This window comes from Zooshikella ganghwensis (genome assembly GCF_018263875.1).
Classification (GTDB): domain Bacteria; phylum Pseudomonadota; class Gammaproteobacteria; order Pseudomonadales; family Zooshikellaceae; genus Zooshikella; species Zooshikella ganghwensis.
In genome coordinates, this window is record NZ_JAEVHG010000018.1 from 66,975 (window position 1) to 91,254 (window position 24,280).

At 37.6% G+C, this 24,280-nt stretch carries 17 protein-coding genes; 6 read left to right on the forward strand and 11 right to left on the reverse strand.

Annotated features, from left to right (window positions below; all coding sequences use genetic code 11):
- Positions 1-631: 631 nt before the first annotated feature.
- Together KHS79_RS20390 and KHS79_RS20395 are read right to left on the reverse strand one after the other, a co-directional pair.
- Positions 632-2,515: an ATP-binding protein gene (locus KHS79_RS20390; protein ID WP_212721392.1), complete on the reverse strand. Its 1,884-nt coding sequence runs from the start codon at positions 2,513-2,515 to the stop codon at positions 632-634.
- Between the two features lie 201 nt (positions 2,516-2,716).
- Complete coding sequence (locus KHS79_RS20395) at positions 2,717-3,706, reverse strand: ABC transporter substrate-binding protein (protein WP_212721394.1); 990 nt, start codon at positions 3,704-3,706, stop codon at positions 2,717-2,719.
- A gap of 446 nt (positions 3,707-4,152) precedes the next feature.
- Between KHS79_RS20395 and KHS79_RS20400 the strand changes: the two genes are divergently transcribed.
- Both KHS79_RS20400 and KHS79_RS20405 read left to right on the forward strand, forming a co-directional pair.
- Positions 4,153-4,587: a response regulator gene (locus KHS79_RS20400; protein WP_212721396.1), complete on the forward strand. Its 435-nt coding sequence runs from the start codon at positions 4,153-4,155 to the stop codon at positions 4,585-4,587.
- A 35-nt stretch (positions 4,588-4,622) separates the two neighbouring features.
- Positions 4,623-5,372 carry a sensor histidine kinase gene (locus KHS79_RS20405; RefSeq protein WP_212721399.1) on the forward strand — a complete coding sequence of 250 codons (750 nt, stop codon included), beginning with the start codon at positions 4,623-4,625 and terminating at the stop codon, positions 5,370-5,372.
- 42 nt (positions 5,373-5,414) lie between these two features.
- On the opposite strand, the gene KHS79_RS20410 is transcribed toward KHS79_RS20405, so the two are convergent.
- The 4 genes from KHS79_RS20410 to KHS79_RS20425 are packed head-to-tail and all read right to left on the reverse strand — an operon-like array spanning position 5,415 to position 10,890.
- Entirely contained in the window at positions 5,415-5,885 is a 471-nt protein-coding gene (locus KHS79_RS20410; RefSeq protein WP_233468525.1) for a response regulator, read from the reverse strand.
- Positions 5,886-5,888: 3 nt separating this feature from the next.
- Positions 5,889-7,082 (reverse strand): sensor histidine kinase, encoded by a 1,194-nt coding sequence (locus tag KHS79_RS20415; protein ID WP_212721402.1) that lies wholly within the window; start codon positions 7,080-7,082, stop codon positions 5,889-5,891.
- A 2-nt stretch (positions 7,083-7,084) separates the two neighbouring features.
- Positions 7,085-7,960 carry a CheR family methyltransferase gene (locus tag KHS79_RS20420; protein WP_212721405.1) on the reverse strand — a complete coding sequence of 292 codons (876 nt, stop codon included), beginning with the start codon at positions 7,958-7,960 and terminating at the stop codon, positions 7,085-7,087.
- The gene (locus KHS79_RS20425) at positions 7,960-10,890 is read right to left on the reverse strand and encodes a response regulator (RefSeq protein ID WP_212721408.1); all 2,931 of its coding nucleotides are present in this window, start codon (positions 10,888-10,890) and stop codon (positions 7,960-7,962) included. Before KHS79_RS20425 ends, KHS79_RS20420 begins: the two co-directional genes overlap by 1 nt.
- A 388-nt stretch (positions 10,891-11,278) precedes the next feature.
- Between KHS79_RS20425 and KHS79_RS20430 the strand changes: the two genes are divergently transcribed.
- The 3 genes from KHS79_RS20430 to KHS79_RS20440 all read left to right on the forward strand — a co-directional run bounded on the left by KHS79_RS20430 (position 11,279) and on the right by KHS79_RS20440 (position 17,387).
- On the forward strand, positions 11,279-15,577 hold the full coding sequence (locus tag KHS79_RS20430; RefSeq protein WP_212721411.1) for a response regulator: 4,299 nt from the start codon (positions 11,279-11,281) through the stop codon (positions 15,575-15,577).
- A 303-nt stretch (positions 15,578-15,880) separates the two neighbouring features.
- The gene (locus tag KHS79_RS20435; protein ID WP_212721414.1) at positions 15,881-16,708 is read left to right on the forward strand and encodes an SDR family oxidoreductase; all 828 of its coding nucleotides are present in this window, start codon (positions 15,881-15,883) and stop codon (positions 16,706-16,708) included.
- Positions 16,709-17,099: 391 nt separating this feature from the next.
- Entirely contained in the window at positions 17,100-17,387 is a 288-nt protein-coding gene (locus KHS79_RS20440) for a hypothetical protein (protein WP_212721416.1), read from the forward strand.
- Positions 17,388-17,626: 239 nt separating this feature from the next.
- Here the strand turns inward: KHS79_RS20440 and KHS79_RS20445 are convergent, their stop codons facing one another.
- The 4 genes from KHS79_RS20445 to KHS79_RS20460 all read right to left on the reverse strand — a co-directional run bounded on the left by KHS79_RS20445 (position 17,627) and on the right by KHS79_RS20460 (position 20,796).
- Entirely contained in the window at positions 17,627-18,385 is a 759-nt protein-coding gene (locus tag KHS79_RS20445) for a substrate-binding periplasmic protein (RefSeq protein ID WP_212721417.1), read from the reverse strand.
- A 203-nt stretch (positions 18,386-18,588) separates the two neighbouring features.
- Positions 18,589-18,885 carry a hypothetical protein gene (locus KHS79_RS20450; protein WP_094785598.1) on the reverse strand — a complete coding sequence of 99 codons (297 nt, stop codon included), beginning with the start codon at positions 18,883-18,885 and terminating at the stop codon, positions 18,589-18,591.
- 149 nt (positions 18,886-19,034) lie between these two features.
- Positions 19,035-20,045, reverse strand: coding sequence for an endonuclease/exonuclease/phosphatase family protein (locus KHS79_RS20455; protein WP_212721419.1), 1,011 nt, complete (start codon positions 20,043-20,045; stop codon positions 19,035-19,037).
- A gap of 94 nt (positions 20,046-20,139) precedes the next feature.
- The gene (locus KHS79_RS20460; protein WP_212721421.1) at positions 20,140-20,796 is read right to left on the reverse strand and encodes a 2OG-Fe(II) oxygenase; all 657 of its coding nucleotides are present in this window, start codon (positions 20,794-20,796) and stop codon (positions 20,140-20,142) included.
- A gap of 439 nt (positions 20,797-21,235) precedes the next feature.
- Between KHS79_RS20460 and KHS79_RS20465 the strand changes: the two genes are divergently transcribed.
- A complete protein-coding gene (locus tag KHS79_RS20465) occupies positions 21,236-22,042 on the forward strand; it encodes a substrate-binding periplasmic protein (protein ID WP_212721423.1) in 807 nt (268 codons plus the stop codon).
- 39 nt (positions 22,043-22,081) lie between these two features.
- On the opposite strand, the gene KHS79_RS20470 is transcribed toward KHS79_RS20465, so the two are convergent.
- Complete coding sequence (locus tag KHS79_RS20470) at positions 22,082-24,280, reverse strand: type I secretion system permease/ATPase (RefSeq protein ID WP_212721435.1); 2,199 nt, start codon at positions 24,278-24,280, stop codon at positions 22,082-22,084.

The following is a 24,280-nucleotide window of genomic DNA, read 5'->3' on the forward strand; positions in this document are numbered from 1 at the left end:
GTCAATTTCCTTATAAAAATATAAACAAACCCGTTGGCAAGGCTCTCGCACCAGTAAAGTCACACTAAAAATGATAAAAATGCCTTTACATGATCATCTCACAACTCAATTTCAATTTCTGTTTTATAAACCATTCGACATAGAACAGTATAGTAAACATATGCAAAACATATAATATTTACTTGCTTTCTGCTGATAATTGCTTTATTAAAATAACTTAACACCCTGATTACTGTTAAAGTTTATAGGAGATTATATTACAGCACCTTCAACAGAGTTCACCAATAATTCTACCTTTACAACCTTTTTACACAAAATCATTACTGCTGGTTACTTTGCTCATTTTATGTTAGATAAGTTTGTATTAAACATTGAATACCATACTAAAAAATAAGGATATTTCAGTGTCTTTTCTGGCAAGACAAAGATGCTTAAATCAGCTTTAAAAGCAAGCGCTTTTAGGATTATCTTGCTCATATAATAAAGATTAAACATATGCACATAATATATGATAAATAAGGATAGCTAAACTAACAGTACGATAATGGCCAAATATTATGTAAGTTATAGATAGTGCCATTCTGGTTTATGACCATTTTTTTAGTTATTAACAATATAAGCCTCGTTAACACTAACTGCTGCTTAACTGTGAAGTTGGTGTTTTCAGTTTTTGTTGATGATTGACAACAATATTACGTGGAAAGCTACACTCAAAGGTTGCCCCAATGCCTTGTTCAGATATGACTGTTATCTTACCACCATGTTGCTCAACTATTTTTTTACATATTGCTAACCCTATACCCGTACCACTATACTCATTCTTGCCATGAAGACGTTGGAAAATTTTAAAAATCTTACTATGATATTTTGGCGCAATACCAATACCATTATCTTTCACACTAAAAACACCCCAGCCATCTTCCCAGTTAAAGGAAATTTCAATGAACGGTTGTTTTTCACAGTATTTCAGAGCATTACTGATTAAATTTTGAAACAGTTGAAAAATCAGTGTGCGATTAGCATGTAGATACGGTAACTGACTATGCTGAATCTTGGCTCTTGTTTTATTGATATTCTCCTGTAAGTTCTGGGATACATTAGCGATTATATCTTCCACACTGATTACTTCTTTGCGTTCTTCAGCATCCAATCTTGAGTAAGTAAGAATATCAGTAATTAACTCTTGTGCACGCGCAGCACCATCGGTGACATAAAACATATATCGGCTAGCTTTTTCATCAAGCAGGCTATCACCTAGTTTCATTTGTAATTTCTCTGAGTAGCTACGAACCATTCGTAATGGTTCTTGAAGATCATGAGAACAAATATAGGCAAAACGCTCAAGCTCTTCATTAGATTGACTCAGTCGTTCAATTAAATTGTCTTTTTCCTGTTGTGCCGCTAATCGCTCACTAATATCAGTAACCGAAGCTAGAATACTCTTACCTGATGTAAATTGTATGGGCGTCAATGTCACCTCTATAGGAATGGTCGAACCTTTTTTATGTAGCCCAAAGACCTTTTTGTCTTTACCCATAGGACGTTTATTCATAGCTTGTTGATAATAACTAAAGTGAGATTTATGTATTTCACGTAAGTCCTGTGGTACCAACATCTCGATAGGCTGACCTAACAGCGTGTTTCGATCATACCCAAAAATAGCCTCTGTCTGTCTATTAACCATAGTGATGATACCGCTCTCATTAACCAAAATGAGTGCATTTGACTCACATTCAACCACCAGACGAATACGTTCTTTCGCCTCTTCAAGATCTGCTTCTAAAATTCTCCGATGCTCAACTTCCTTAACTAAGGAATCCCGCGATACCGTCGTATGAAATAACTCTTTAGCCATCTTATTAAATGATTTTGCTAAATTGCTGATCTCATCCTTTGAGTCGACAAAATCAATGCTATTGGCTTTTTTTAAAGAAAATTGATCCATTTTGGAGCTAAGCTTTGCTATTGGTCTTACAATATAACGGTGATAGTAAATTGTTGATAAAATAACAATAAAAATTAAAAATGCAAACATGCTTCCAGTTGCTATAGATAGCTTACTTTGTAACTTATTAAACTCACCAACAACCTCATTGACTCTTTTTATATTTAAGATCGTTAAATCCTGTAAAATAGCTTCTGTCTTAAGGGATAGTATTTTCCACTGTATAAACGCTGATTCTATTTTGGCTACATCTGATTGTTCTATCGATCGAATGAGCTTACGCTGTATGCTTTGGTTACTGTCTCGTATTCTTGAGAACTGTAAAAATAAGCTTATTTCCTTTTTATCACCTAAGGTTATTTGTAGTTGATCAAGCAGCTTATCTGTTTCATCACTTGCATTTTCAACTGCTTTCAAAAAACGATCATCTTGCATAAACTTGTATGATAACAAATTCACATCTTTCTTTTTTTGTAAGGAGTTTATATGGTTCAAAGTCTGATTTGCAGATTCAACTTTATCGACTGTTCTACGTAACAGTGCTTCAGCTGTTTTTAAATCAGTTAACATATAAGACACGCATACTATTGAAAATAATAGCAATATAGCGTTTGGTAATAATAATTTCGTACTTACAGTCATTATAAATAACAACTATTTAGTAAAAATTAATTTTTTAACTCAACTTTAAAAACATTGTTATTTCGCTGTCATAACAAATAGGGTTCATATCAAGAGTAGGTAAACACAGCATAAAATAAGTGATGAAAACTAGTCATAGAGAGTAACAGCCTTGGGTTTAAGTGCTTCTAAAAACTCAGTGTATATAGTATTTCTAAAATTTGGTACTTCTTCTTCAAATGCACCTTGGTTTTTAAACCAGTTTGCTTCTACTTTCAACGTGGTTAATAAAATATTGTCAAGCCTTAATTCTAATGTAAAATCATTCCAAACATTGCGAATGGTAGACTCAGATAGTTTGGACAAATGCTTAATAACAATATCAATGGCTTGATCGGGATTATTCTGCAAAAACTTTTCTGCACGAATGAGTGCTCGCAAGCAGCGACTTAGCGCTTCCTTACGCGTTTGCATTGTATGAAGCTTACTCACCAAAACAGAAAACTCCGTGTAAACCTCCGAGTAAAATGTGACTGCTAAGTTTTCACCTAACGTTTTTCGAGCCGTAAATAAATTAGTATTCCATGTCGCTACAGCATCAACAAGGCCACTTTTAACCGCTTGCGCCATCATTAAGGGAGGTGTATCAAGCAATATCACGTCATTCTTTGACATACCATGACTTTTAAGAAAAAGGTCAAGAAAGAACTCTGCATTAGTATTTTTTGTGACTCCAATTTTTTTGCCCTGTAAATCAGTAGGTTGCTCTATACCTCGGTCCTTCCTTGCTACCAGTGCGGTGTTTCGAGAAGAGTGGTGTAAACCTGTAATGATTGCCAATTTTTGACCTGCTACAGTTTGCAGTACCACAGGTGTTTCATATACTGTTGCAAGATCCGCTTCTCCAGCAATAACACTGGCTAAAGCATCACGTCCCGATGAAAACGTTTTATACGTTATATCTAAATTTTCGTCTTTAAAAAAACCTTTAGCTTCAGCAATATAGATTAATGCGAAAACCGGTTGTGCCCCTTCTGCAATAATCAACGACTCATTCTGTTGAGGATAGAAAAAACGAACCCCGACGTATATTACACTAATAATAACTATAACTAAAAAAGCTGATCCCCATATCTTCAAAAGTTTTTTCCTTATACGCTTATAGATAGTCATTAATATTCTTAAGATTCAATGTTAATTGTGGATAGAGTAGACTGTATATTACTCACAATATTGAACTATTTATTACAACCATTTTCATTGCGTAGTATGCTTATTTATTTACAAGTCTTACTATATTTATTTTATACTTATAATGAAGTATTTTAGCGGCTTAATCTGAGCTGTTAAGAAAATATTAAATCATAAGTTCTTAAAGGATATAGATTTAAACTCATATACCCAAAACGAAGGGTTTTTAGGGGTGGCAGTTAAATGCTCCTCGGCAATAGCTCCTGCATTGCTCTACTATATGACATCCATGTCATTATGCATAAACTGCATTCCCACCATCCTTGGTGGTCAAAATCGCTGACAACAAACCCTAAAAATGGTTCGTGAAGGGTATACCATAAAGGATTATTGCAATGTGTTCTATTGAAATACTGCTCGTTGAAGATAACCCTGGGGATGTAGAACTTACCCGAGAGGTGTTAGAGGAAGCAAAGATAAAAAATCATTTACATGTTGCTATGGATGGCGAAGAAGCTCTAGACTACCTTTTTCAAAGAGGCAAGCACGAAAGCTCTACGATACCAGATATTATCCTACTTGATCTCAATCTACCAAAAGTCAGTGGACGAGAAGTACTACAAGTTATTAAAAAGTGTCCTGAACGCCGCCGAATCCCTGTTATTGTACTTTCCAGTTCAGAAGCTGCTCGTGATATCCAAGACAGCTATAATCTACACGCAAATTGTTTTATAACTAAACCTGTAAAATTTGAAAAATTTCTATCGGTGGTACAAATGATCGAATCATTTTGGATCGATATAGTTAAACTGCCTAATAAATATGCATAGGTTCAGTGATATAGTTAGTGAGGTACACAAGGACAATGGTCAACGAAGAAGAGTTTGAGGCGCTGGTCTATGGTATTTCTCACGATATGGGTGCTTGCTTGCGTAATATAGCGAGTTTCTCAAACATGTTAAGTGCCCGCCTTGAAACTAAGTTAAATGATAAAGAACGTTATTGGTTTCAGATATTGCAAAACAACGCCGAAAAAGCGCAACAAATGATAAATGCCTTATTAACATACTCCCGCTTGCATCAGCCTCAATCGTCAGTACATATAAATGTTACTGAGTTACTTCAACAAGTGTTTCAAGAAACCAGACAAAAATATCAAAGTGACATATACCAAAACATCAAGCTTTTATCACCAACACAAATACCTACCTTCATAGGTATCGAAAAACATTGGCAGCTTTATTTTAGTAATATCATTGATAATGCATTCTTGTACCAACCTAAAAGCAAGCCAGAGCATACTCCTACAATATGGGTTCATTGTACTGAGTTAATTGATGGTATGTTAAATCTTACGATTGAAGACAATGGAATTGGTGTTTCAGATCAGCAGCTAACCAACTTGGCATGCCCTTTTATGAGAGGACACAGCGATAAAGACTACCCGGGACTTGGTATGGGACTGGCACTATGTACACGAATCGTTCACCTGCACAAAGGTGAGTTACAATTTAGCCACTCTCCTAATGGTGGGCTTACTGTTTCCTGTACTATTCAAATGGTCGGGAATAACGCATCTCAGCTTGAACATACTGCTCAAGAAGCAGTGCTATAAAAGTGGATTCGTGTAAAATTTACTTAAACAACAAAGGAGGGCCTAAATGCTGGCCTCTTCAAGTACTTTTATAAAATAACGCTCTTCTTCTCTTTCATGTAGCTTGAATTTTGGAATATGCTGACAAATATCTTCAAGCGATCGGCCCTCCAATGGTTTGATTAAGTATAAACTTGCCCCCATATTTATTGTATCCTCAACGTCTTTGGGTGATGATGACCCACTTAATATCACCACTGGGGTACCTTCCCATATTTCACTATCTTTCATAAATCGCAACACTTCTCGGCCATTCATCCGAGGTAGGTTAAGATCCAGCAGAATTAAGTCAGGTTTGTCTTGTGTGGTATACAGCAATGGGCCTTTCAATGCCTCAACAAACTCCTCTCCATCGCGATAAAAAGTGATTTTTGCGTGTATTTTATAATACATCATGGTTAACATGGTGAACTCAATATCATCAGGGTTATCCTCAACCATGACTACATGTGCAAGTTGTTTTTCTAAGTCCATATACTATTTCTCTGCGTGAGGAATGGGTAATGTGAAATGAAAGGTTGAACCTCCCCCCTTATGATCAGTCACCCATATCATTCCACCATAACTGGCAATTATCTTACGGCACACAGCCAAACCAATGCCTGTTCCTGGATATTCTTCGCGCCGGTTGAGTTGCTCAAATACATCAAATATTTTTTTTCGGTACGGTTTGGCAATACCAATTCCATTATCCGATACACAAAATTCATAGTATTTGCCATTACAGCTAAAATCAATATCAATAATAATTCTTTCATTATTGTTAAATTTTATAGCATTGCTCACCAGATTCTGAAAGATTTGCAGAATTTGAATTTTATTACCATTTACAGTTGGTAGTTCAGTACAGTTGATGGTAATGTCTTTTTGCTCTAAAACATACACAATGTTTTTTTTAACACTTCTGACAATATCATTACAATCAACCATCGTATGCGCATACAAACAATCCTGAGAACGTGAATATTGCAAAACTCCCTCAATCATCGATAACATACGGCCCGCACTATCAATAATTCTTTCTAAACACGTTTCTTCTGCTTCAGGAGATTTATTTTTATCTTTCTTCATTTGCCTGTAAAGTGTGGCAAAATTAAGAACATTTCGAGCGGGCTCCTTCAGATCATGGGATACGATATAAGCAAACCGCTCCAGCTCTTCATTGTTATACTGAAGAAAATCATTCAGCTGCTGAACGCGTCTGTGTTGCTGGTAAAGCTCAACATATACTTTGACTTTACTTGTTAATATACAAGGGTTGATGGGTTTAAAAATATAATCCACTGCACCAATTTCAGCGGCACGGTTTGCATAACTTTCTTCCTTACTGATGGCTGTGACAAAAATAATAGGCGTTTGACGCATCTGTTTGTCTTCTTGCATCAGCGTTGCTGTTTCAAAACCATCCATACCAGGCATTTGTACATCTAACAGTACTACAGCAAAACGATAACGTAGCATTAATGAAAGCGCCTCATTGCCTGAACTGGCTTCCAAAATATTTACATCTAATGTTTTTAAAGTTTTTCGAGTAGCCACCAGATTTTCAGGGCGGTCATCAACTATCAGAATGTTGGGACGCTCTTGAAGATTGGTTTCAAGCTGATAGGCACCTGATGCTCGATAGCTTGTCTTAGCGCTGAATTCACCCTTCTTTATACTGACTGTCACAGTTAATCTCTCCCTTTTGGAAAAACTTTACGATAAATACTCTGCTCTCTATCTACCAGTTCATAAATATGTTGATAAGGGGTTGAGTAAAGGGATTCATAGCGACCAATGCAAAGAAAGCCACCGTAGCGGAGGCTGTCAGTAAACAGCTGAATAACACGATTTTGTAGATCGTTGTTGAAATAGATTAGGACATTACGACAGCAGATGACATTCATTTCACCAAACACGCCATCGCAGACAAGATTGTGATAGGAAAAAGTTACGCCTTTTTTAAGCACATTATCAAACTTAGCATAGCCATACTGCTTATGGTAATAATCACTTAAAGAGTATTTACTGCCTGATGCATTATAGTTTTCCTCATATGCCGATATTTTATTTAATGGATAAATACCATTGTTTGCAGTATTTAAAGCCTCACGGTTGAAATCTGTTCCGTAAATTATCGACTTTTCGAGAAAGGAGTGCTCTTTTAGCAAAATAGCCATTGAGTAAACTTCTTCACCGGTTGAGCAGCCTGCATGCCAGATTTTGACATACGGAAATGTCTTTAATGTGGGCACCACATTGTTTCGGAAACTGGCGTAAAAACCTGGATCACGAAACATCTCAGTTACCCCTACAGAAAGGGTTCTCAGCAACTCATCAAAGAATTTGGAGTTATACAATATCAGCGGTATTATTTCTGAAATACATTGGATATTGTAGGTCTTTACCATAAGGTACAGGCTTTGTTTGAGTGAACTCGGAGAGTAGAGGGAAAAATCATATCCATACAGTTTGTTTATTGCCCTAATCAACAGATCCAACTCTATTTGTTCTATATCGATCTGCTTACTAGCCGAGTTTATTACTATAGCTGTGCTTTCAGGCATTACGCTTCCTGTTGCTCGAAGAGTAAAACGCGAAAAAGCGTGAGTAAAATGTCAAGATTAACGGGTTTCGTTAAATAGTCATTGGCGCCAGCATCCAAACAGCGCCGCTGTTCATCAGGCATTGATCGAGCAGTCAGTACAATGATAGGTAAATCGTTGTGTAAGGCGCTTGCACGAATATGTTTAATGGCCTCGTAGCCATCCATAATAGGCATCATAATGTCCATTACCACGAGTTCTATGCCAGCTTCGCTATCTAGCTTTTGCAGTGCTAGCTCACCATTATCGGCAGCAACCACCTCAATACCGTAATGTTTTAACTGCTTTGATAATGCAAACACATTACGCAGGTCATCATCAACAATCATAATTTTACGTCCCTGCAAGGTTGTGCTCTCATCACAGTGCATACTGACAATACGTTGTTGGCTAACATCAAGGGATGACTCGACACTATGTAAAAACAAGGATACCTCATCCAATAATCTTTCTGGTGAGTGGTCTCCCTTAATGATGATCGAGCCAGTGTATTCTTCAAGCCAACCTGTTTCTTCTCGAGTAAGTTCACGGGCAGTGTAAACAATGATAGGGGGCAGCGAGGTATCACATTGCTTTTCTGCTAATTTTAGCCACTCAAAGCCTGAAATATCTGGTAACTGTAGGTCTAGAATCACACAGTCGAAACTTTCATTCTGGACTTTATCCAACGCTTCCAGACCATATTTAGTTAGCACAATATCATGGGCTTCACTACGCAGCAGTTTGTAAATCGCTTGTTGATTGTCAGCATTATCCTCTATGACCAATATTCTCTGAAGAGTGCTTTGCTGAATATTAGCCACACTGGCCAATAGCTCGTCCAATTGTTCCGTTGTAACTGGCTTGCTATAGTAATCAACAGCACCCTGCTGTATTAATTTATTTTCATCTGCATCTGAGCCAGAAACAATATGCACCGGAATATGGTGCGTTTTTTTATTTTCTTTAAGCTGCTTGAGCACCTGAAAACCATTGATATCTGGCAGCGTGATATCAAGAATAATGGCAATTGGAGGCTCTGATAATGCCGTTATCAAAGCTCTTTTCCCCGTGGTTTCGTGAACGATATGAAAACCTTTTTGCCTGGCTAGTTTGACTAGCGTATCAGCAAAGTACTGGTCATCCTCAACGATCATCAAGTACTTACCTAATCCACCAGTCGGTAATGTTTGAGAGGTTTCAGAAGATTCAGTGTTAGTGTTATCGATGGCTTTTTGGGTTTCTAAATGAGACGATGACTGAGCTATCGTTTCAAGTGGTAGCCTGACTGAAAAAGTACTTCCTTTGCCTTTTTCACTGTAAAGAGAAACGCTACCACCCAGCAAACTAGAAAGCTGTTTCACAATCGACAGACCCAGACCTGTGCCACCATATTTACGATCGACTGAACCATCCTCTTGTTGAAATGAATTAAAAATGAGTTCTTGTTTATCTTTACTGATGCCTATGCCTGTATCCTGAACAGAAAATACGGCAGTACTACCTTGCTTTTGAAGACGCAGTGTCACACTTCCTTTAGTAGTAAATTTAAACGCATTAGCTAACAAGTTTTTTAAAATTTGTTCAAGCCTATGGCCATCAGTCACTATTTGTTGCGGTAACTTAGCATCAATATCCAGAATAAATTCCAAACCTTTTTCAGTGCTGATAGCAGACAGCTGCCGATACAATTTTTCTGCTATCGTTTTTATATCAACTGGCTGCTTTAAAATATTCATTTTACCGGCCTCAATTCTTGATAAATCGAGAATGCCGTTAATCAGCTCAAGTAACTCCATGCCACTTTCATAAACAATGCTGGCATCTTCAACCTCTTCTTCCGAAAGGTTACCTGCATCATTGTTTTTTAAAGCACGGGCCAGAAGCAACAGACTGTTTAATGGTGTACGCAGCTCATGACTCATATTCGCAAGAAATTCAGATTTATACTGACTAGCCCGCTCAAGCTGTTCTGCTTTTTCTTCAAGCTTTGCTTTTTGTAAAGTTATTTCTTCAGTTTGCTTGAGGATTTCCTGATTAGTTGTTTCTAACTCAGAGGTTTTCTGTTCTAACGCTTTATTCATTTGTTCGAGCTTGACATGCTGATGCTTTAATTCATCCTGGGAGCTTTCAAGCTGAGCTGACTGATCTTTCAGCTGCTCATTGATGAGTCTTAATTCTTGTTGCTGTTTTTGAGTTTCTTCAAGTAATTTTACAGTGTTGTTTCTAGAATCAGCTGCAGTCAGTGCCAAGCCTATACTGTCTGCTATTCGTTGTAGAAATTGCTGGTGTAAATCGGTGAATTCACTACCCGCTATTTCAATAACAGCAATTACATTTCCTTCATATTTAATAGGTATTATCGCCAGTGACTTTGGCAAACCATTGCCGAGACCACTATGAACATTAAAGTAATCACTGGGTAAATCTGTTTTCACAAATACCTTACTTTTTTCAATAGCACTGGCAAGTATGGTATCCCCACGAGGAATATGTCGCTTTGCATTAACAACACCCGTCAGGGCATAGCCATTGAGCAGCTCCAAGTCACCATTTTTAAGTACTCGATAAAAAGCGCCAAGCTCAGTATTCAGGTGAATGCTAATACTGCGTAGCGTGGCATAAGCTAGGTCACGGGGTACAAGATCACCGATTAAGTCCCTTGCCAGTTGCTCTTGTCCAACACGAAGCCACTCTTGATCATGCAGTTGTTGTGTCAAGCGAATGAAACGGCTTGCGACCTGGCCTACAATATCATTTCGTGTGAGCAAAGGTTTGATATCATCAGAAACAATATGAGATGTATTTACGAAATCAAGAAGACTTTTTAACTGTCGTACCATACGTTGAGACAATATGATAACAAGTATACCAACAGCAAAGGATAAACCCAAAGCCAAATAAAATGACACGAGATTTGCTCCTGGCTCACTGGGTGAAAAAAACCATGTAATCACCATTACTACACACCAAACCAGAGCAACTAATAAGAGAGAAAACGCTGAGCTAAAAATCAACTTGCAGTCCTCGATAACCCTTGCAGTAATATCCTTGTGATTACTCAATATGCTAATAATGAACTTTAGACCATACTATAACTACTTACGAAAAGCTAATAATTCAGGGTTGGGATAACTCATTGTAAAAAATACGTAACTTGGTAATCAACCTTGCTTAAAAACATTGCGTCTATAATGTACAGTCTTATGTTACACTACCTAGTTAGTGGTACACAGCTTATGATATGGATATACGCTATTTAGCAAGTCAGAAATACGACTGCCATTCCAAGGAGGCGGAATGCCGAAACGTGTAAACTATATTAATAATAAACATTTTTTTTATGTACTTATTATTTCACTTTTTTTGCTGATCACTGTATCAGCAACATTATTTTATATCGAACGAGGTCGAACCTATGACGAGTACAACCTTCTATTAGAGAGTGAGGCTGAAAAAATACGTTCAAAAATCACTAGCACTATAGAGACCCTAAAAAGGGATTTATTATTTTTAGCATCTACGCCCCCCATTCATGGCATCGCCAGAGCAAAACAAAATAACAACCAAGATAAGCAAGGAAATAGCTCTACCTCTTTATGGAAAAGCCGACTAGAACAAATCTTTACTGTCTATTTAAGCACGCATCAAAATATCCACCAGCTTTATTATATTAGCGTTAAAAATAACGGAACAGAGCTGGTAAAAGTTATTCATAAAAATGGAAAAGCTACTGCTGTTAGTAAAGAATCACTACAGTCTAAAGCGCATAGAGACTACTTTAAAGAGTCCTTAAAACTCCAACCTGGCGAGTATTATATATCAGATATAAATTTAAATAGAGAAAATGGCAAAATAGAAAAACCTTATCAGGCTACTTTACGTATCACTACACCTGTATTTGATGATAAAAATAAATATTTTGGAATACTGGTGATTAACTATGATGCCAATACGTTTTTTGGAGAACTACAAAAAACGTTGCCAGATAACTTTAGTCTTTATTTAACCAAAAACTCAGGTGAATATCTAATAAACCCTGAAGCATCTAAAACATTTAGTTCTGACTTAAATACTGATTACAGTTGGACTAAAGACTTTAAAGATATATCAAAAACGCATAGCTTACCAAAAGATTTGTTAGTTAAAAACTATAATGGCCAACATTTTTTAGTAAAAAGTAAGGTTTTACCCATTTACCAAGGTATTAATGATAAATCATTAACTGTAAAATTAGCGATACCTGAAAATTTTGTATTTTCCCATATAATCAAGAATGTATTTATTGATATTCTTGCGATGTTTGTTAGCGTATTAGCTCTTAGCGGACTTTTATATTTTTATCGTTTAACACGAGTAGAACAGCAACGGATCAGTGTTGAGCAAGCTCGTTCAGCGGCCATTGTAGAAGGGTCGCAAGATGCCATTATTGGTATCACTCTAGATGGTCATGTGACAGACTGGAATAAAGGCGCAGAGTATATATTTGGTTATAATGCTCAGGAAGTACTAGGCAAGCCAGTTCTTGACCTGATAATTCCTTACGACAAAAAAGATGAAGAGCTATTGATTTATAAGAAAATCAAGAGTGGACAACATGTATCACAACTCAATAGCAAAAGACAATGTAAAGATGGATCTTTAGTTGATGCTTCCATCACTGTTTCTCCCATCAGAAACAAAGAAGGAGAAATAGTAGGGGCTGCAAAAATCATTCGTGATATCAGTCAACAAAAGGCCATAGAAGAAGAACTGTGTACCCTTAACGCTTCCTTAGAAGAACAAGTTGCAGAACGTACAGCGGAGATTCAGCATTATTTAAATTTACAGTCAACCATATTAAAACAGGCACACACTGCTATTATTATCACTGACACAAAAGGTACTATCACACTCTTTAACCCTGCGGCTGAAAAGATGCTTGGCTATGTAGCCTCTGAAGTCATTGATAAGCTCAATTATATAACGCTGCTAGAAAAAAACGAAATTATTGAACTTGTCAATATATTTTCAAACAAAATGGACATCGAGGTAGAGCCGAGCTTCAAAGTATTAGTTTTAGAAACGCAATACTCCCTCCACCCTAATAAAGAGTGGATGCTATTGAAAAAAAATAAAATAGCTTTTCCTGCTTATCAGGAAATAACACCTCTACTCGATGCAGAAACAAAAGTAACAGGTTATTTATTTATTGCGACAGATATGAGTCAGCAAGTTGCTGACCGTATTAAGCTGGAAAACATGAAGGATCAATTAGTTAAAGCGTCTGAAGTTGCTAAATTGGGTATTTGGACATGGGATGTCAGAACAAATGAACTTGAATGGAACCCAATGATGTATGAAATGTATGGCGTTAAACCTAAATCTGAAGGTGAAAAGTTAACGTTTAATACCTGGTTTGAATCGTTACACCCTGATGATAAACTGCTTATGCAGGATAAAGTAAAAAAAGCAATCTCTGAAGGCATACCATTTGATCCTATTTTTAGAATTGTAAGAAACGACGGCGAAATTCGTTATATAAAATCAGATGCCACGATAGAGCACGATATAACTGGAAGTACAACAATTATGCTCGGTATCAATCGTGATATTACTGATCAGCTTAGAAAAGAGCAACAACTTCGAAATGCTAAACAAATGGCAGATAAAGCCAATATTGCAAAGTCAGAATTCGTTGCCAATATGAGTCATGAAATTCGTACTCCAATGAATGCCATTTTAGGTATGGTTCAGCTCCTTAAGAAAACTAAGCTTGAAAATAAACAAGTTGATTATTTATTAAAAACAGAGTCCGCTGCAAAAGTACTCCTTGGAATACTTAACGATATTCTTGATTTCTCAAAAATGGAAGCAGGCAAGCTAGTACTTGATCCACATACCTGTCATGTTGACCAACTGTTGAGAAATGTTAGTACGATTACTTCAGTAAACATAGGACAAAAAAATATAGAGGTACTATTTGATATTGACCATAGTCTGCCTAGCCATATTATGGTTGACGAATTACGGTTACAACAAGTCCTTATCAATTTAACATCAAATGCAATTAAATTTACTCATGAAGGGGAAGTTGTACTCAGCGTACAAGTATTAGAAAAAAATAATAGTGATACCCTTTTAAAATTTAGTGTACAAGATACCGGTATTGGTATTTCTCAAGAAAATTTAGAGCATATTTTTAATGTCTTTAGTCAAGCAGAAGCCTCTACCACAAGAAGGTTTGGGGGTACAGGATTAGGCTTAGCTATTTGTCAACGTTTAGTGACCTTAATGGGTGGCAAACTTGTTGTAGAAAGCAAACTTGATCATGGCAGTAAATTTAGTTTTACAATTCCCTGTAAGGCCGTTGAACCATCATCACACTTATCCGTCATTGAAGCAAAAGGTAAGCTACTTTCATTACAAAATTTCAAATTACTAATTATTGATGATAATGATCATGTAAGAACATTGCTCACCAAAATGGCACAAGCCCTAGGCTGGCAAGCAGACGCCATTAAAAGTGGTCAAAATGCTATTAATAAACTACAAAGTGAGCAATACAACTGTATTATTATAGATACTTCAATGCCTGACATGGATGGCTTTGAAACTATTAGGTATATGAAATCCTTTTTCCCAGAAAATTGCTGGCCTATAGTCATTATGATGACTGTACACCAAACTAAAGAGTTGCTGGATCGGCTTTCAGAATATAAAGAAATACAAACTGTGCTAACTAAGCCAGTAACTGCTTCAACTCTATTTGATGCAGTATTAGATGCTGTTAAGCCTGCCGAGATGATGCCTTCAAACGAGCCAGAAATAGTCAGTGAACGTTTAAAAAGTATCTCTATTTTGTTAGCTGAGGATAATTTAACTAATCAACAAGTTGCCAAAGAACTGCTTGAGCTTGAAGGTGCTAAGGTTGATGTTGTTAGTGACGGCTTGGCAGCTGTCAACACGCTTAAAAGGTCTAAGAATGACTTTGATGTAGTACTTATGGATATTCAAATGCCTACAATGGATGGATATAATGCGACTAAAGAAATTCGCAACAACCTGGATTTAAAAACACTACCTATTATTGCAATGACTGCCAATGCGATGCAAAAAGATAAGGAAAAAGCACTATCTATAGGAATGAATAACTATATAGCTAAACCTTTTGAATTAGAACAGGTTGTTAGCACAATTTTAAACGAGGTCAGCAAATATCATGATACATCGAATCAAAACTCAGGAAAACAAGCTTTAACTCAAGCAGCATCTGCCACTCCTCTACTTGATGAGCAAGAAGCGCTTGCTAGAATGGGTGGTGTTCAACGTATTTATCAAAAAGCACTAAATAATTATTTACAAGAAATACCAACGATTATAGAGCAGTTACCTTTAGATACTAACCTGGTTGATCCTGAGGTTGCAGCACGCAAGCTGCACACAATCAAAGGTATGGCAGCCACAGTTGGCGCAAAAGCTGTAGCCCAATTAAGTGAAAGTCTTGAGAAAATGATACGTAATAATGATCAATCAGACTATTCAACGCTAATAAAGCGACTAAAAGAATTAATAGAATCAACAAATAGCAAAATAGAAAAGCGGTCAGTTGAAAAATAACACTATATTCATTGGTTCTGTAACGTTTTACAGGTCAAACAGTACGATAATGAGGCTGTTTTTTCGCCATCAACAGACCTACTAAATACTTCAAAGTTGGTTACTGCATCAATTAGTGTTGTACTACAAGCAGTGTATTATTACCTTTGGTTGATTAACGTAAACTATACCCATAATGAATCATTTTTTGGTGTCAAAATAAAGTGGTATATACTCACAGCGAAGGGCTATTTAGGCGAGGCCACCGAGCGATGGTAACAAAGCCTAAAAATCATTCGCGAAGAGTATAAAGGTCATTAGGCTATGTCTCAAAAGTCGATTCTTATCACAGGATGTTCGTCAGGGATTGGGCAGCACGCTGCTCAGGCTCTGCAACAACGTGGGTATCGTGTTTTCGCAACGGCAAGAAAACAAGTAGATGTTGATTCACTCAATCAAAAAGGACTGGAAAGTATACAACTCGATCTGGATAGCCAAAGTTCAATTGAGCAAGCACTTGAGGAAATTCTACAACGAACAAACGGTACTCTAGACTTTTTATTCAATAATGGTGCTTATGGCCAACCTGGAGCCATTGAAGATTTACCAACAGAAGTATTGCGTCAACAGTTTGAATCGAATGTCTTTGGCTGGCATCACCTCACGAGAAAAGTGCTTAAGGTGATGCGTCAACAAGGCCACGGCAGGATTGTCCAAAACAGTTCCGTTTTGGGGTTTGTGTGTATGCCTTATCGAGGTGCTTATAATGCTTCAAAATTCGCAATTGAAGGATTAACGGATACACTTCGTCTTGAATTAAAAGACTCGCCTATTAAGGTTTCACTGATTGAGCCAGGACCAATCATTTCTCAGTTTCGAGCCAATGCTGCAGCAAAGTTCAAGCAAAACATTGATTGGCAGGCGAGTCTACACGTTGAGAATTATAAAGCTCAGCTTGAGCGGTTGGAGAAGGCTGAAGGTACGACAACATTTACGTTAGGTCCTGAGGAGGTGACAGCAAAGCTGATACATGCCTTAGAAAGCAAAAAACCAAAAGCTCGTTACCGAGTAACTTTCCCAACATATCTATTTGCCTTGTTAAAAAGGCTATTAACCACTCAAGCAATGGACCGATTATTAGTTAAAGGGTAAAGCTTTACGATAGAAACAACCAGCTCATCAGTAAAAATCTAACCAATGCTATCCTAATCCAACACCTATTACCCATGTTCCTCTGAAAGTTATTATTAAACATATAGCAGCTGATAGGTATTATCAGCTGTATGATGAACGAAGGAAGCATCAAGTCGTTTAACACAGAAATACGGTGTTACCGTTATCCCAAAGTAAGCGGCTGTTATCCCTATAAAACACCATGTTATCCCAGAAGCATTAAGTGTTATCCCTTTATTTACTCGAGCTATCCCAAACTTTCTTGTGTTATCCCAAACTCGTGGCAACTGGAAGTCCAGCTAGTTAAAGTGAAAACCACAAAGCAGTTCACTTAACAACAACGAAACGAGTAAAAAATAAGGAAATGATCATGAATAAAGTAGCCATGTTTTTAGGTGCATTAGCATTTACTTCTGTAGCTGCTAATGCAAATACACTGACTAATATTAGTAATGATACTGCAGTTCAAGCACTTACTAATGGTCAATTTTTAATCCATTTAAAATTTAAAAATGCGAGCTCAGACTGGAGTAAATTCAATTATGAGTTGAAAACTCAAGCAATGGATGGACCTATCTATAAGTGCACTAATATAGCTGTTAGCTCTTCGAGCTATACTGTCGTAGAGATTGGCCAAACAGAAAGCTGCTCTCAATGATAGCATTGAATCACAGGGCTTTACGGCCCTGTTGATTACTCTGAACTGGCTATAGCTCCAATCTTTGTATTTTCACAAGCAACTTCAGCCAGGATATCAAACATCATATCTAAGCACTGCCAGCATGCTCTCTGAAACTAATCAGCATAAGTCATCAACAGATAACAAGTTAGAGAAACTTGCCTTAGCGCAGTCTCTACCGATCACAAACTATGTTATAAGCCTTTAGTTGTGCTTTGTTAGAAACGCAACATATCGTAATAGTATTGTTGGTATTTTCCAGACTTTATTAAAACTTCAAGTCCTTCATTGAACTTTTGCTGAAGTAGCAAACTATATTTTTTTCTCTTGCTAAATAAGATATAGTATTTTTGTATATGTATCGGCTTTTTATTGTATGTAATACTTTCAGCTTGCTGTGGCTTAAACTTCTTTTTCAAAATATAATCACCAACCTCTTTAGCAAGAGGAAAAACTTGAATTCTACCTGTCAATAACTTACCAAAATTTTGCTCATCTGTTCTTACACGTTCTACTTTAATAACAGCACTAGCTTCTGCCTGAATAAACGCTTCACCATAGTCGCCATAGCCAATTGTGGCTCCAATCTTTATATTTCTTAAATCTTCAATTTTTTCCCAGTCAAAAGAATATTTTTTCAAATGAAAAAATACCATTTCTTGGCTAAAAACAGGATTACTGAATAAGAACTTTTTATCCCTTTCTTTGCTGAAAATCCATCCGACTGTACCATCAACTAAGCCTTTTTCAGCTTCAGTCAATGCCCTTTTCCAGGGTAGCCACTTATATTGAATATTAATCCCTGATAAAGCATAAGCTTCATAAACAATACGAGATGCGAAGCCTCCATAAGGTAAATCTTGCGACATATAGGGAGGCCACTCTCCATTTGCAAATTGCGTAACTTCGTTAGCAAGACTGACTGTATTGAAAAAGGTTAAACCTATCGCCGTAAAAATAGTCGATATACAGTTCACTGTGCTTTCCTGTACCTTCAAACATATGCTTAAGTTTAGTTAGCTTTTGTAAGATGAACGACTTTATTAGCGTTCATCATAGGCATGATAAGCATGGCCTAAACGCACAAGTTCTCATGGTCACAGTATAGTTAACCGTACCGGTTGAATATCGATTCAATGTCAACCGTTGTTAAATGAGGCTAAAGGACATTAGCAAATGGTTACTCACGAAGGGTATAGTATTTTGCTAGTGTTCTATCAGCACTTGGTACCATTGCATGGGTATTATGCCGAAATGTATCGTACAGCTCTTTACGGTGACATTTCACCGTAACAACACAACTAGAGCACTGGTGGCTATCAGATAAGTTCCATTCAAGTAGCGACACCGTATAATCTTTCCCTTCAAAGCGAACAATATCTTCCTTCGCAGGTAATGCTGTTAGCTCAACAACAAACGACTTCTGATAGCTTTCTGGGTTCTGACGGCTGGCAAAAAAATCAAAGGCAACTTTCATGGTCAGGCTCCTCTAGCCTTTTATCTGCCACCAACATAAGCCATCTTAATGAAAGATAAATGACATATAAGTTACAAATGCAAGACATTTTAAGTCTATCTAAATCAATAAGTTATATAACTTACCCACAAGTCTGTGAGCACATTTCCTTAATCAGCGACTTTATTTAATGCCTCTAGCTCAGAACCTTTATCCACCAAGTGAAGTTTAGTCACAATTGGTAAGTGATCTGAGCCAATATGACCAGTAACTTCCATGGAAATAATCTCGATATTTTCACTATGCAGTACATGATCAATGGGTATCTGTAACAGTGGCAGAGGAGCAGGCCATGTCGGCAGAATGCCAATACCTTGTCTCGCATTTTTAAGCTTTGCCTGCTTCATCAAACGTGTAAAAACAGGGGACCAAGGGGTTGTATTTAAATCCCCCACCAACAGGTAGGGTGCAGCAACACTTTGAAAAAACTTTGCAGTTGCTTCAATCTGAAAGTCTCTTAACAAAGAATAGGAAACACTCACCGGCGGCAAGGGGTGTGTCGTGAACAGTGAAAGCTCGCCTTGCTGTGTTTGAACAGAAACAAATATACTGGGTATTCCGGTATTACTGAGCTGTACTGTTTGCTTATTGTTAAATGGAAAACGGCTGAGTAAGGCAATACCAAAATTACCTTCCTCAGGTTTAGTTATTTGGTATGGATAGTCTTTAATGCCATCTTCAATGCCTTTTAACCATGCCTCAGTGACTTCCTGCAATACAACAATATCAGGTTGATAATCTGACAGCTGTTGTACCAGTTTTTGGTACTGAGTATTGGATGACAGTACATTCGCATGATAAATGACTATAGACTTTTTCTTTTTGCCAGTTGACTTTGGGGAGGATTCTAACGCACTAGAAACTAACATTGATGGTGGCAGGTAAAGCATTGGTACTTGCCAGTTTAGCCCAAGAACAAGCAAAGCTAATACCGCAGGAAACAACCGGCGAGTTACGAGTAGCAATAAAAGTACTATGATAGCACTATAAAAATAAAATGCTCGAAAGTGTGTTAATAACTCCAGCCACCAATGACTACTTCCCCAGTACGCTAATACAGAGCAAAAGGTTGCACTAAGTAATACCAAAAAAATTAGTTTATCTACAACTTTTTTAATCATCTATGCTTACATTATTCCCAAAATAATTTACCCACCGTGTTGGGTATAAGCTACCGATTATAATTCGTGGGTAACTCTTCACTTATGTTACAGCTCACAATCCAAGACTTTTTTCTGCCACGGACTGCCGTCGGAACCAACCCGCAATACTCATGCGTGATCTCAAAGAAGGTAGGACCTCATGAGGAATTTCACAGCTCATAAAGCAAACACAGGTACCTATTTCTGGCAACACCGTTTTCACGACTTTAGAGCTATTTACCGAGTATAGTTTTAAAGCCCCCCCATCCGCCTCAAGCCAACCACTATTCAAATAAAAAACAATACTGACGACTCTGCTCTCATGCCCATTAAAGGCATCCAGATGACGCTTGTAAAAGCTTCCTTTGTCGTAAATAGCATAATGGCATTCAACTTCATCCAGACCAAGCCAGAGATTTTGATTCAACTTAAGCCTGAATACATCTAGCAAACTTAGTAATGCCATCTGTGTTGGTGATCGTCCATCAAGCCATAATGTTCTATCACTGCGAATTGATTGATCAAGCACCTTTTGGTTATGGCGTCCAATCGCAGCAGGCATTAATAATTGTTTATTATCAAAATAATTAATCTCGTCAACCAAACCTTGCAATAATACACTGGGTAAAGCATTTTGTTGAACGGACCATCCTTGTTTAACCAAATCCTCTGTCACTAAAGTAAATAACCTTTCTTGAGAGAAGGATTGAACAGCTGGGCTGCACTCCATATTAATTACACCTCAAAGTATCTATATACTCATTGTGTTATGAAACACCTATGCAATATAAGCAATACCAAGCTTTTGTCAATTTATACCCTTCACGAATCATTTTTATGTGCGCTATCCATAGCGCTCACCCTAACGGGCCAGCGAAGCTGTTCTAATGTGTTCCTGACACATTAGTAGGGTTTGTTGTCCTCGCTCTTGAACACTAAGAATGGTGTAAATGCAGTTTAACGGCCACTCCTAAAAGTCCTTCGTTTTGGGTATATATTTAAGGAGTGATCAGTTTCATTTAATGACCAATAAGCTTACCTAATAGATCAGCAAGTTGGACCTTTGCCAGTATTTTCCATTACCTACAATACAGCTATAATACTACATAATTTCGTTTTATATTTTTATACGAATATATACCCAATACGTCGCCTTTTGAGGAGGTATTATGTTTTCTTATCGCATTAAAAATACCTCTTTATACATATATTTTTCAGTTTTTATATTAACAATCATATTAGTTTATCCAAGCATCAGCCAAGGGAAAACATTACCGATTATTTTCGCCACCTTCCCCCCTATGAATTACTTAGATGACGACGGTGAAATCAAAGGGATCAGTTATGAACTGGTAACCCAGACAGTAGAAGCCATCGGCTACACCCCAGAAGTAACCATATTACCTTGGAAACGTGCTTATAAAGAAGCAGCTGAAGGCAACTTTGCTATTCTTTTTACTTTTACGCAAAACGAGGCTCGCATAAAGCAATTCTTATTTACTGACTATCTGATAAAAATTGCAGATGTGTTTTTTAAACGGAAGGAACTGGATATAACCTGGAATGAATTCACAGACTTAAAAAGTTACGTTATCGGTTATACTGACGGTTATAACTATGCACCGGTTTTTCTTGAGGCCATCCGTAATAAATCATTTGTTGCTCGAAAGTCACCCGCCTTAGAAACGCCAGAAAAACAGCATTTAAAGAATTTATTCAACAAACGTGTTGATCTCATTATTTGTGAAATACACCAATGTAAATTTTATTTAGGTCAAAATAAGAAGTGGAAAAATGCTATTGACTATATCCCTAAGCCTATTGGTAAAGTAAGAACATTTCATGCAGGAGTTAGCAGAGCTTGGCCTAATGCTGAAGAGCTACTTAACCAGTTTAATCGGGAGTATCAAAAGATAAAACAGTCAGGTCTTCGAAAAAATATTGTGCATAAATACATTGATGATGAGCTTGAGTGAGACTGCCGCTCATAAGCGGCAGTCATGCTTAGTGATATTTCAGAGCGTTTCTGCCAAAGAGATACTTTTCCCTGTTTGTAATTTCCATAATTGACTATAACGGCCTTCCAAGTCGATTAATTGTTGATGAAGGCCCTGCTCAAGAATCTGCCCTTTTTCCAGAACAATAATATTATCGCACTGTTGTAGTGTATTAAGACGATGAGCAATCATTATCAGCGTTCTGCCTTTGGCAATCTCAGGGAGTTGCGCCAGAATGACACTCTCTGACTCATAATCTAAAGCACTTGTGGCTTCATCAAAAATGAGGATACTTGGATTCGTAATCAGTGCTCTTGCGATTGCGATACGCTGACGCTGACCACCGGATAAGCTACCTCCACGCTCACCTACAGGTGTCTCATATCCCTGAGCCAGCTGCATGATAAAATCATGAGCGCCTGCCAACTTAGCGGCATGAATCACTTCTTCTTCCGTAGCTTCAGGGTAAGCTAAAGTAATATTATCTTTTACTGAGCCATTAAATAAAAAGCTCTCTTGCAATACGACACCTGTTTTCTGGCGAATCACAACAGGATCGGTGACAGCCAGATCCATTCCATCAATCAGTACTTGGCCACTTTCCGGAACGTACAAACGTTGTACTAATTTGGTGATGGTGCTTTTACCTGACCCTGAAAGCCCAGTAATACCAATCATTTCACCAGCATTAATGGATAAATCCAAGCGACGCAGCACTTCAGGCCCATTATCCTGATAACGGAATGTAACTTTTCTAAGCTCAATATCGCCTTTAATCGCAGGCGGTGTTGACTTACCGCTGCCGACTGCTTCAACAGGTGCATTTAGGATATCTCCAACTCGACGCAGCGATACGCCTGTCTGTTGAAAGTCTTGCCAAATCTGAGCCAATCGTAAAATAGGCATGGTGACATGGCCTGCCAGCATATTGAAAGCCACCAAGCCACCCACTGATAAATCTCCAGTCATTACTAAGTCAACACCAAACCATAAGGTCAGTGCTGCTGTAATTTTTTGAATCAAACCAATACCTTGTCCAGCCCAAATGCCTAGTGTTGCGGCCTTAAACGATGTTTTTACATAAGCTGATAATTTATCTTCCCAGTGACGACAAAATTGCTGTTCTGTCGCTGAGGTTTTTATCGTTTCAATACCTGTTACAGCTTCAGTTAAAAATGCAGTATTTGTGGCATTTTTTTCAAACGTGCGCTGTACGCGATCGCGCATCACTGGAGTGATACAAAGCCAAAATAATGAGTACAAAACCAAAGAACCGACGACAATCCAAGCCAGCAGGTAAGCATAGGAAAATAATAGTGCTAAGAAAATACCAATAAAAAATAAATCCAGAACAAAGGTCAATGCTGAGCCTGTCAAAAAGCTCCGAATTTGGTCCATTTCCCGTACACGGGCAATAATTTCTCCGGTTTGTCTTTGCTTAAAATAATTGAGCGGTAGCCCTAACAAATGCTGATAAAGCCGGGAGCTTAATTCAGAGTTAATTCGACTCGCCGCATGAGAAAATAACCAGGAACGCAAAAGACCAAATAGAGGATCAAAAACAGCTAACACCAAAATAGCAAAAGCAAATACTTCTAAGCTGGCCAAACTTCGGCTGACTAAAACTTTATCAATAACCCCCTGAAAAAGGAGCGGTGTCACAATGGCAAACAACTGAATAAATAGCGAGACAAAAATAACGTTACGAAACTGCGGCCAAAACTTTTTAATTGATGGTATAAACCAACTATAACCAAAAGGTTTTTGCTGATTATTCCCTGTTTCTTCTTGACGTGAAAATAAAATCCATTCTTCAGGCCAGTCGCGCTTTAACTCATCCAATGATTGGTGCCAAGATTGTTGGGTTTTACCGCAAAACCCGTAAACAACACCGTCTTCACATTGTTCTACCACATAAAAGCTGTCACCTATCTTTGCCATTACCGGTAATGGTGTCAGCTCAATCCGATCTGGTTTAACCAACACTTGCTGGGTACGTAAACCCAATCGTTGAGCACAGCGAGCAACATCTAATGCCTCATAAACTGTATGATATTTGCCATGCCGGTGAACCACTTGTAAAGGATCAACCGCAATATCAAACAGTTTACCAAGTTGCACCAAACAATAAATGGCACTATCAAGTGGCTGGGTATTGTCATTAAGCTTTCCATTATCTTCAGCCATATGACGGGGCAATGCAGCGTCCATATTCAT

Excerpts from the sequence above, each read along its gene's own strand:
- KHS79_RS20465 (WP_212721423.1), top strand. The coding sequence starts at position 21,236 with ATGTTTTCTTATCGCATTAAAAATACCTCTTTATACATATATTTTTCA.
- KHS79_RS20400 (WP_212721396.1), top strand. The coding sequence starts at position 4,153 with ATGTGTTCTATTGAAATACTGCTCGTTGAAGATAACCCTGGGGATGTA.
- KHS79_RS20410 (WP_233468525.1), bottom strand. The coding sequence starts at position 5,885 with ATGGACTTAGAAAAACAACTTGCACATGTAGTCATGGTTGAGGATAAC.
- KHS79_RS20450 (WP_094785598.1), bottom strand. The coding sequence starts at position 18,885 with ATGAAAGTTGCCTTTGATTTTTTTGCCAGCCGTCAGAACCCAGAAAGC.
- KHS79_RS20455 (WP_212721419.1), bottom strand. The coding sequence starts at position 20,045 with ATGATTAAAAAAGTTGTAGATAAACTAATTTTTTTGGTATTACTTAGT.
- KHS79_RS20390 (WP_212721392.1), bottom strand. The coding sequence starts at position 2,515 with ATGTTAACTGATTTAAAAACAGCTGAAGCACTGTTACGTAGAACAGTC.
- KHS79_RS20420 (WP_212721405.1), bottom strand. The coding sequence starts at position 7,960 with ATGCCTGAAAGCACAGCTATAGTAATAAACTCGGCTAGTAAGCAGATC.
- KHS79_RS20430 (WP_212721411.1), top strand. The coding sequence starts at position 11,279 with ATGCCGAAACGTGTAAACTATATTAATAATAAACATTTTTTTTATGTA.
- KHS79_RS20435 (WP_212721414.1), top strand. The coding sequence starts at position 15,881 with ATGTCTCAAAAGTCGATTCTTATCACAGGATGTTCGTCAGGGATTGGG.
- KHS79_RS20405 (WP_212721399.1), top strand. The coding sequence starts at position 4,623 with ATGGTCAACGAAGAAGAGTTTGAGGCGCTGGTCTATGGTATTTCTCAC.
- KHS79_RS20470 (WP_212721435.1), bottom strand. The coding sequence starts at position 24,280 with ATGAATATGGACGCTGCATTGCCCCGTCATATGGCTGAAGATAATGGA.
- KHS79_RS20440 (WP_212721416.1), top strand. The coding sequence starts at position 17,100 with ATGAATAAAGTAGCCATGTTTTTAGGTGCATTAGCATTTACTTCTGTA.
- KHS79_RS20460 (WP_212721421.1), bottom strand. The coding sequence starts at position 20,796 with ATGGAGTGCAGCCCAGCTGTTCAATCCTTCTCTCAAGAAAGGTTATTT.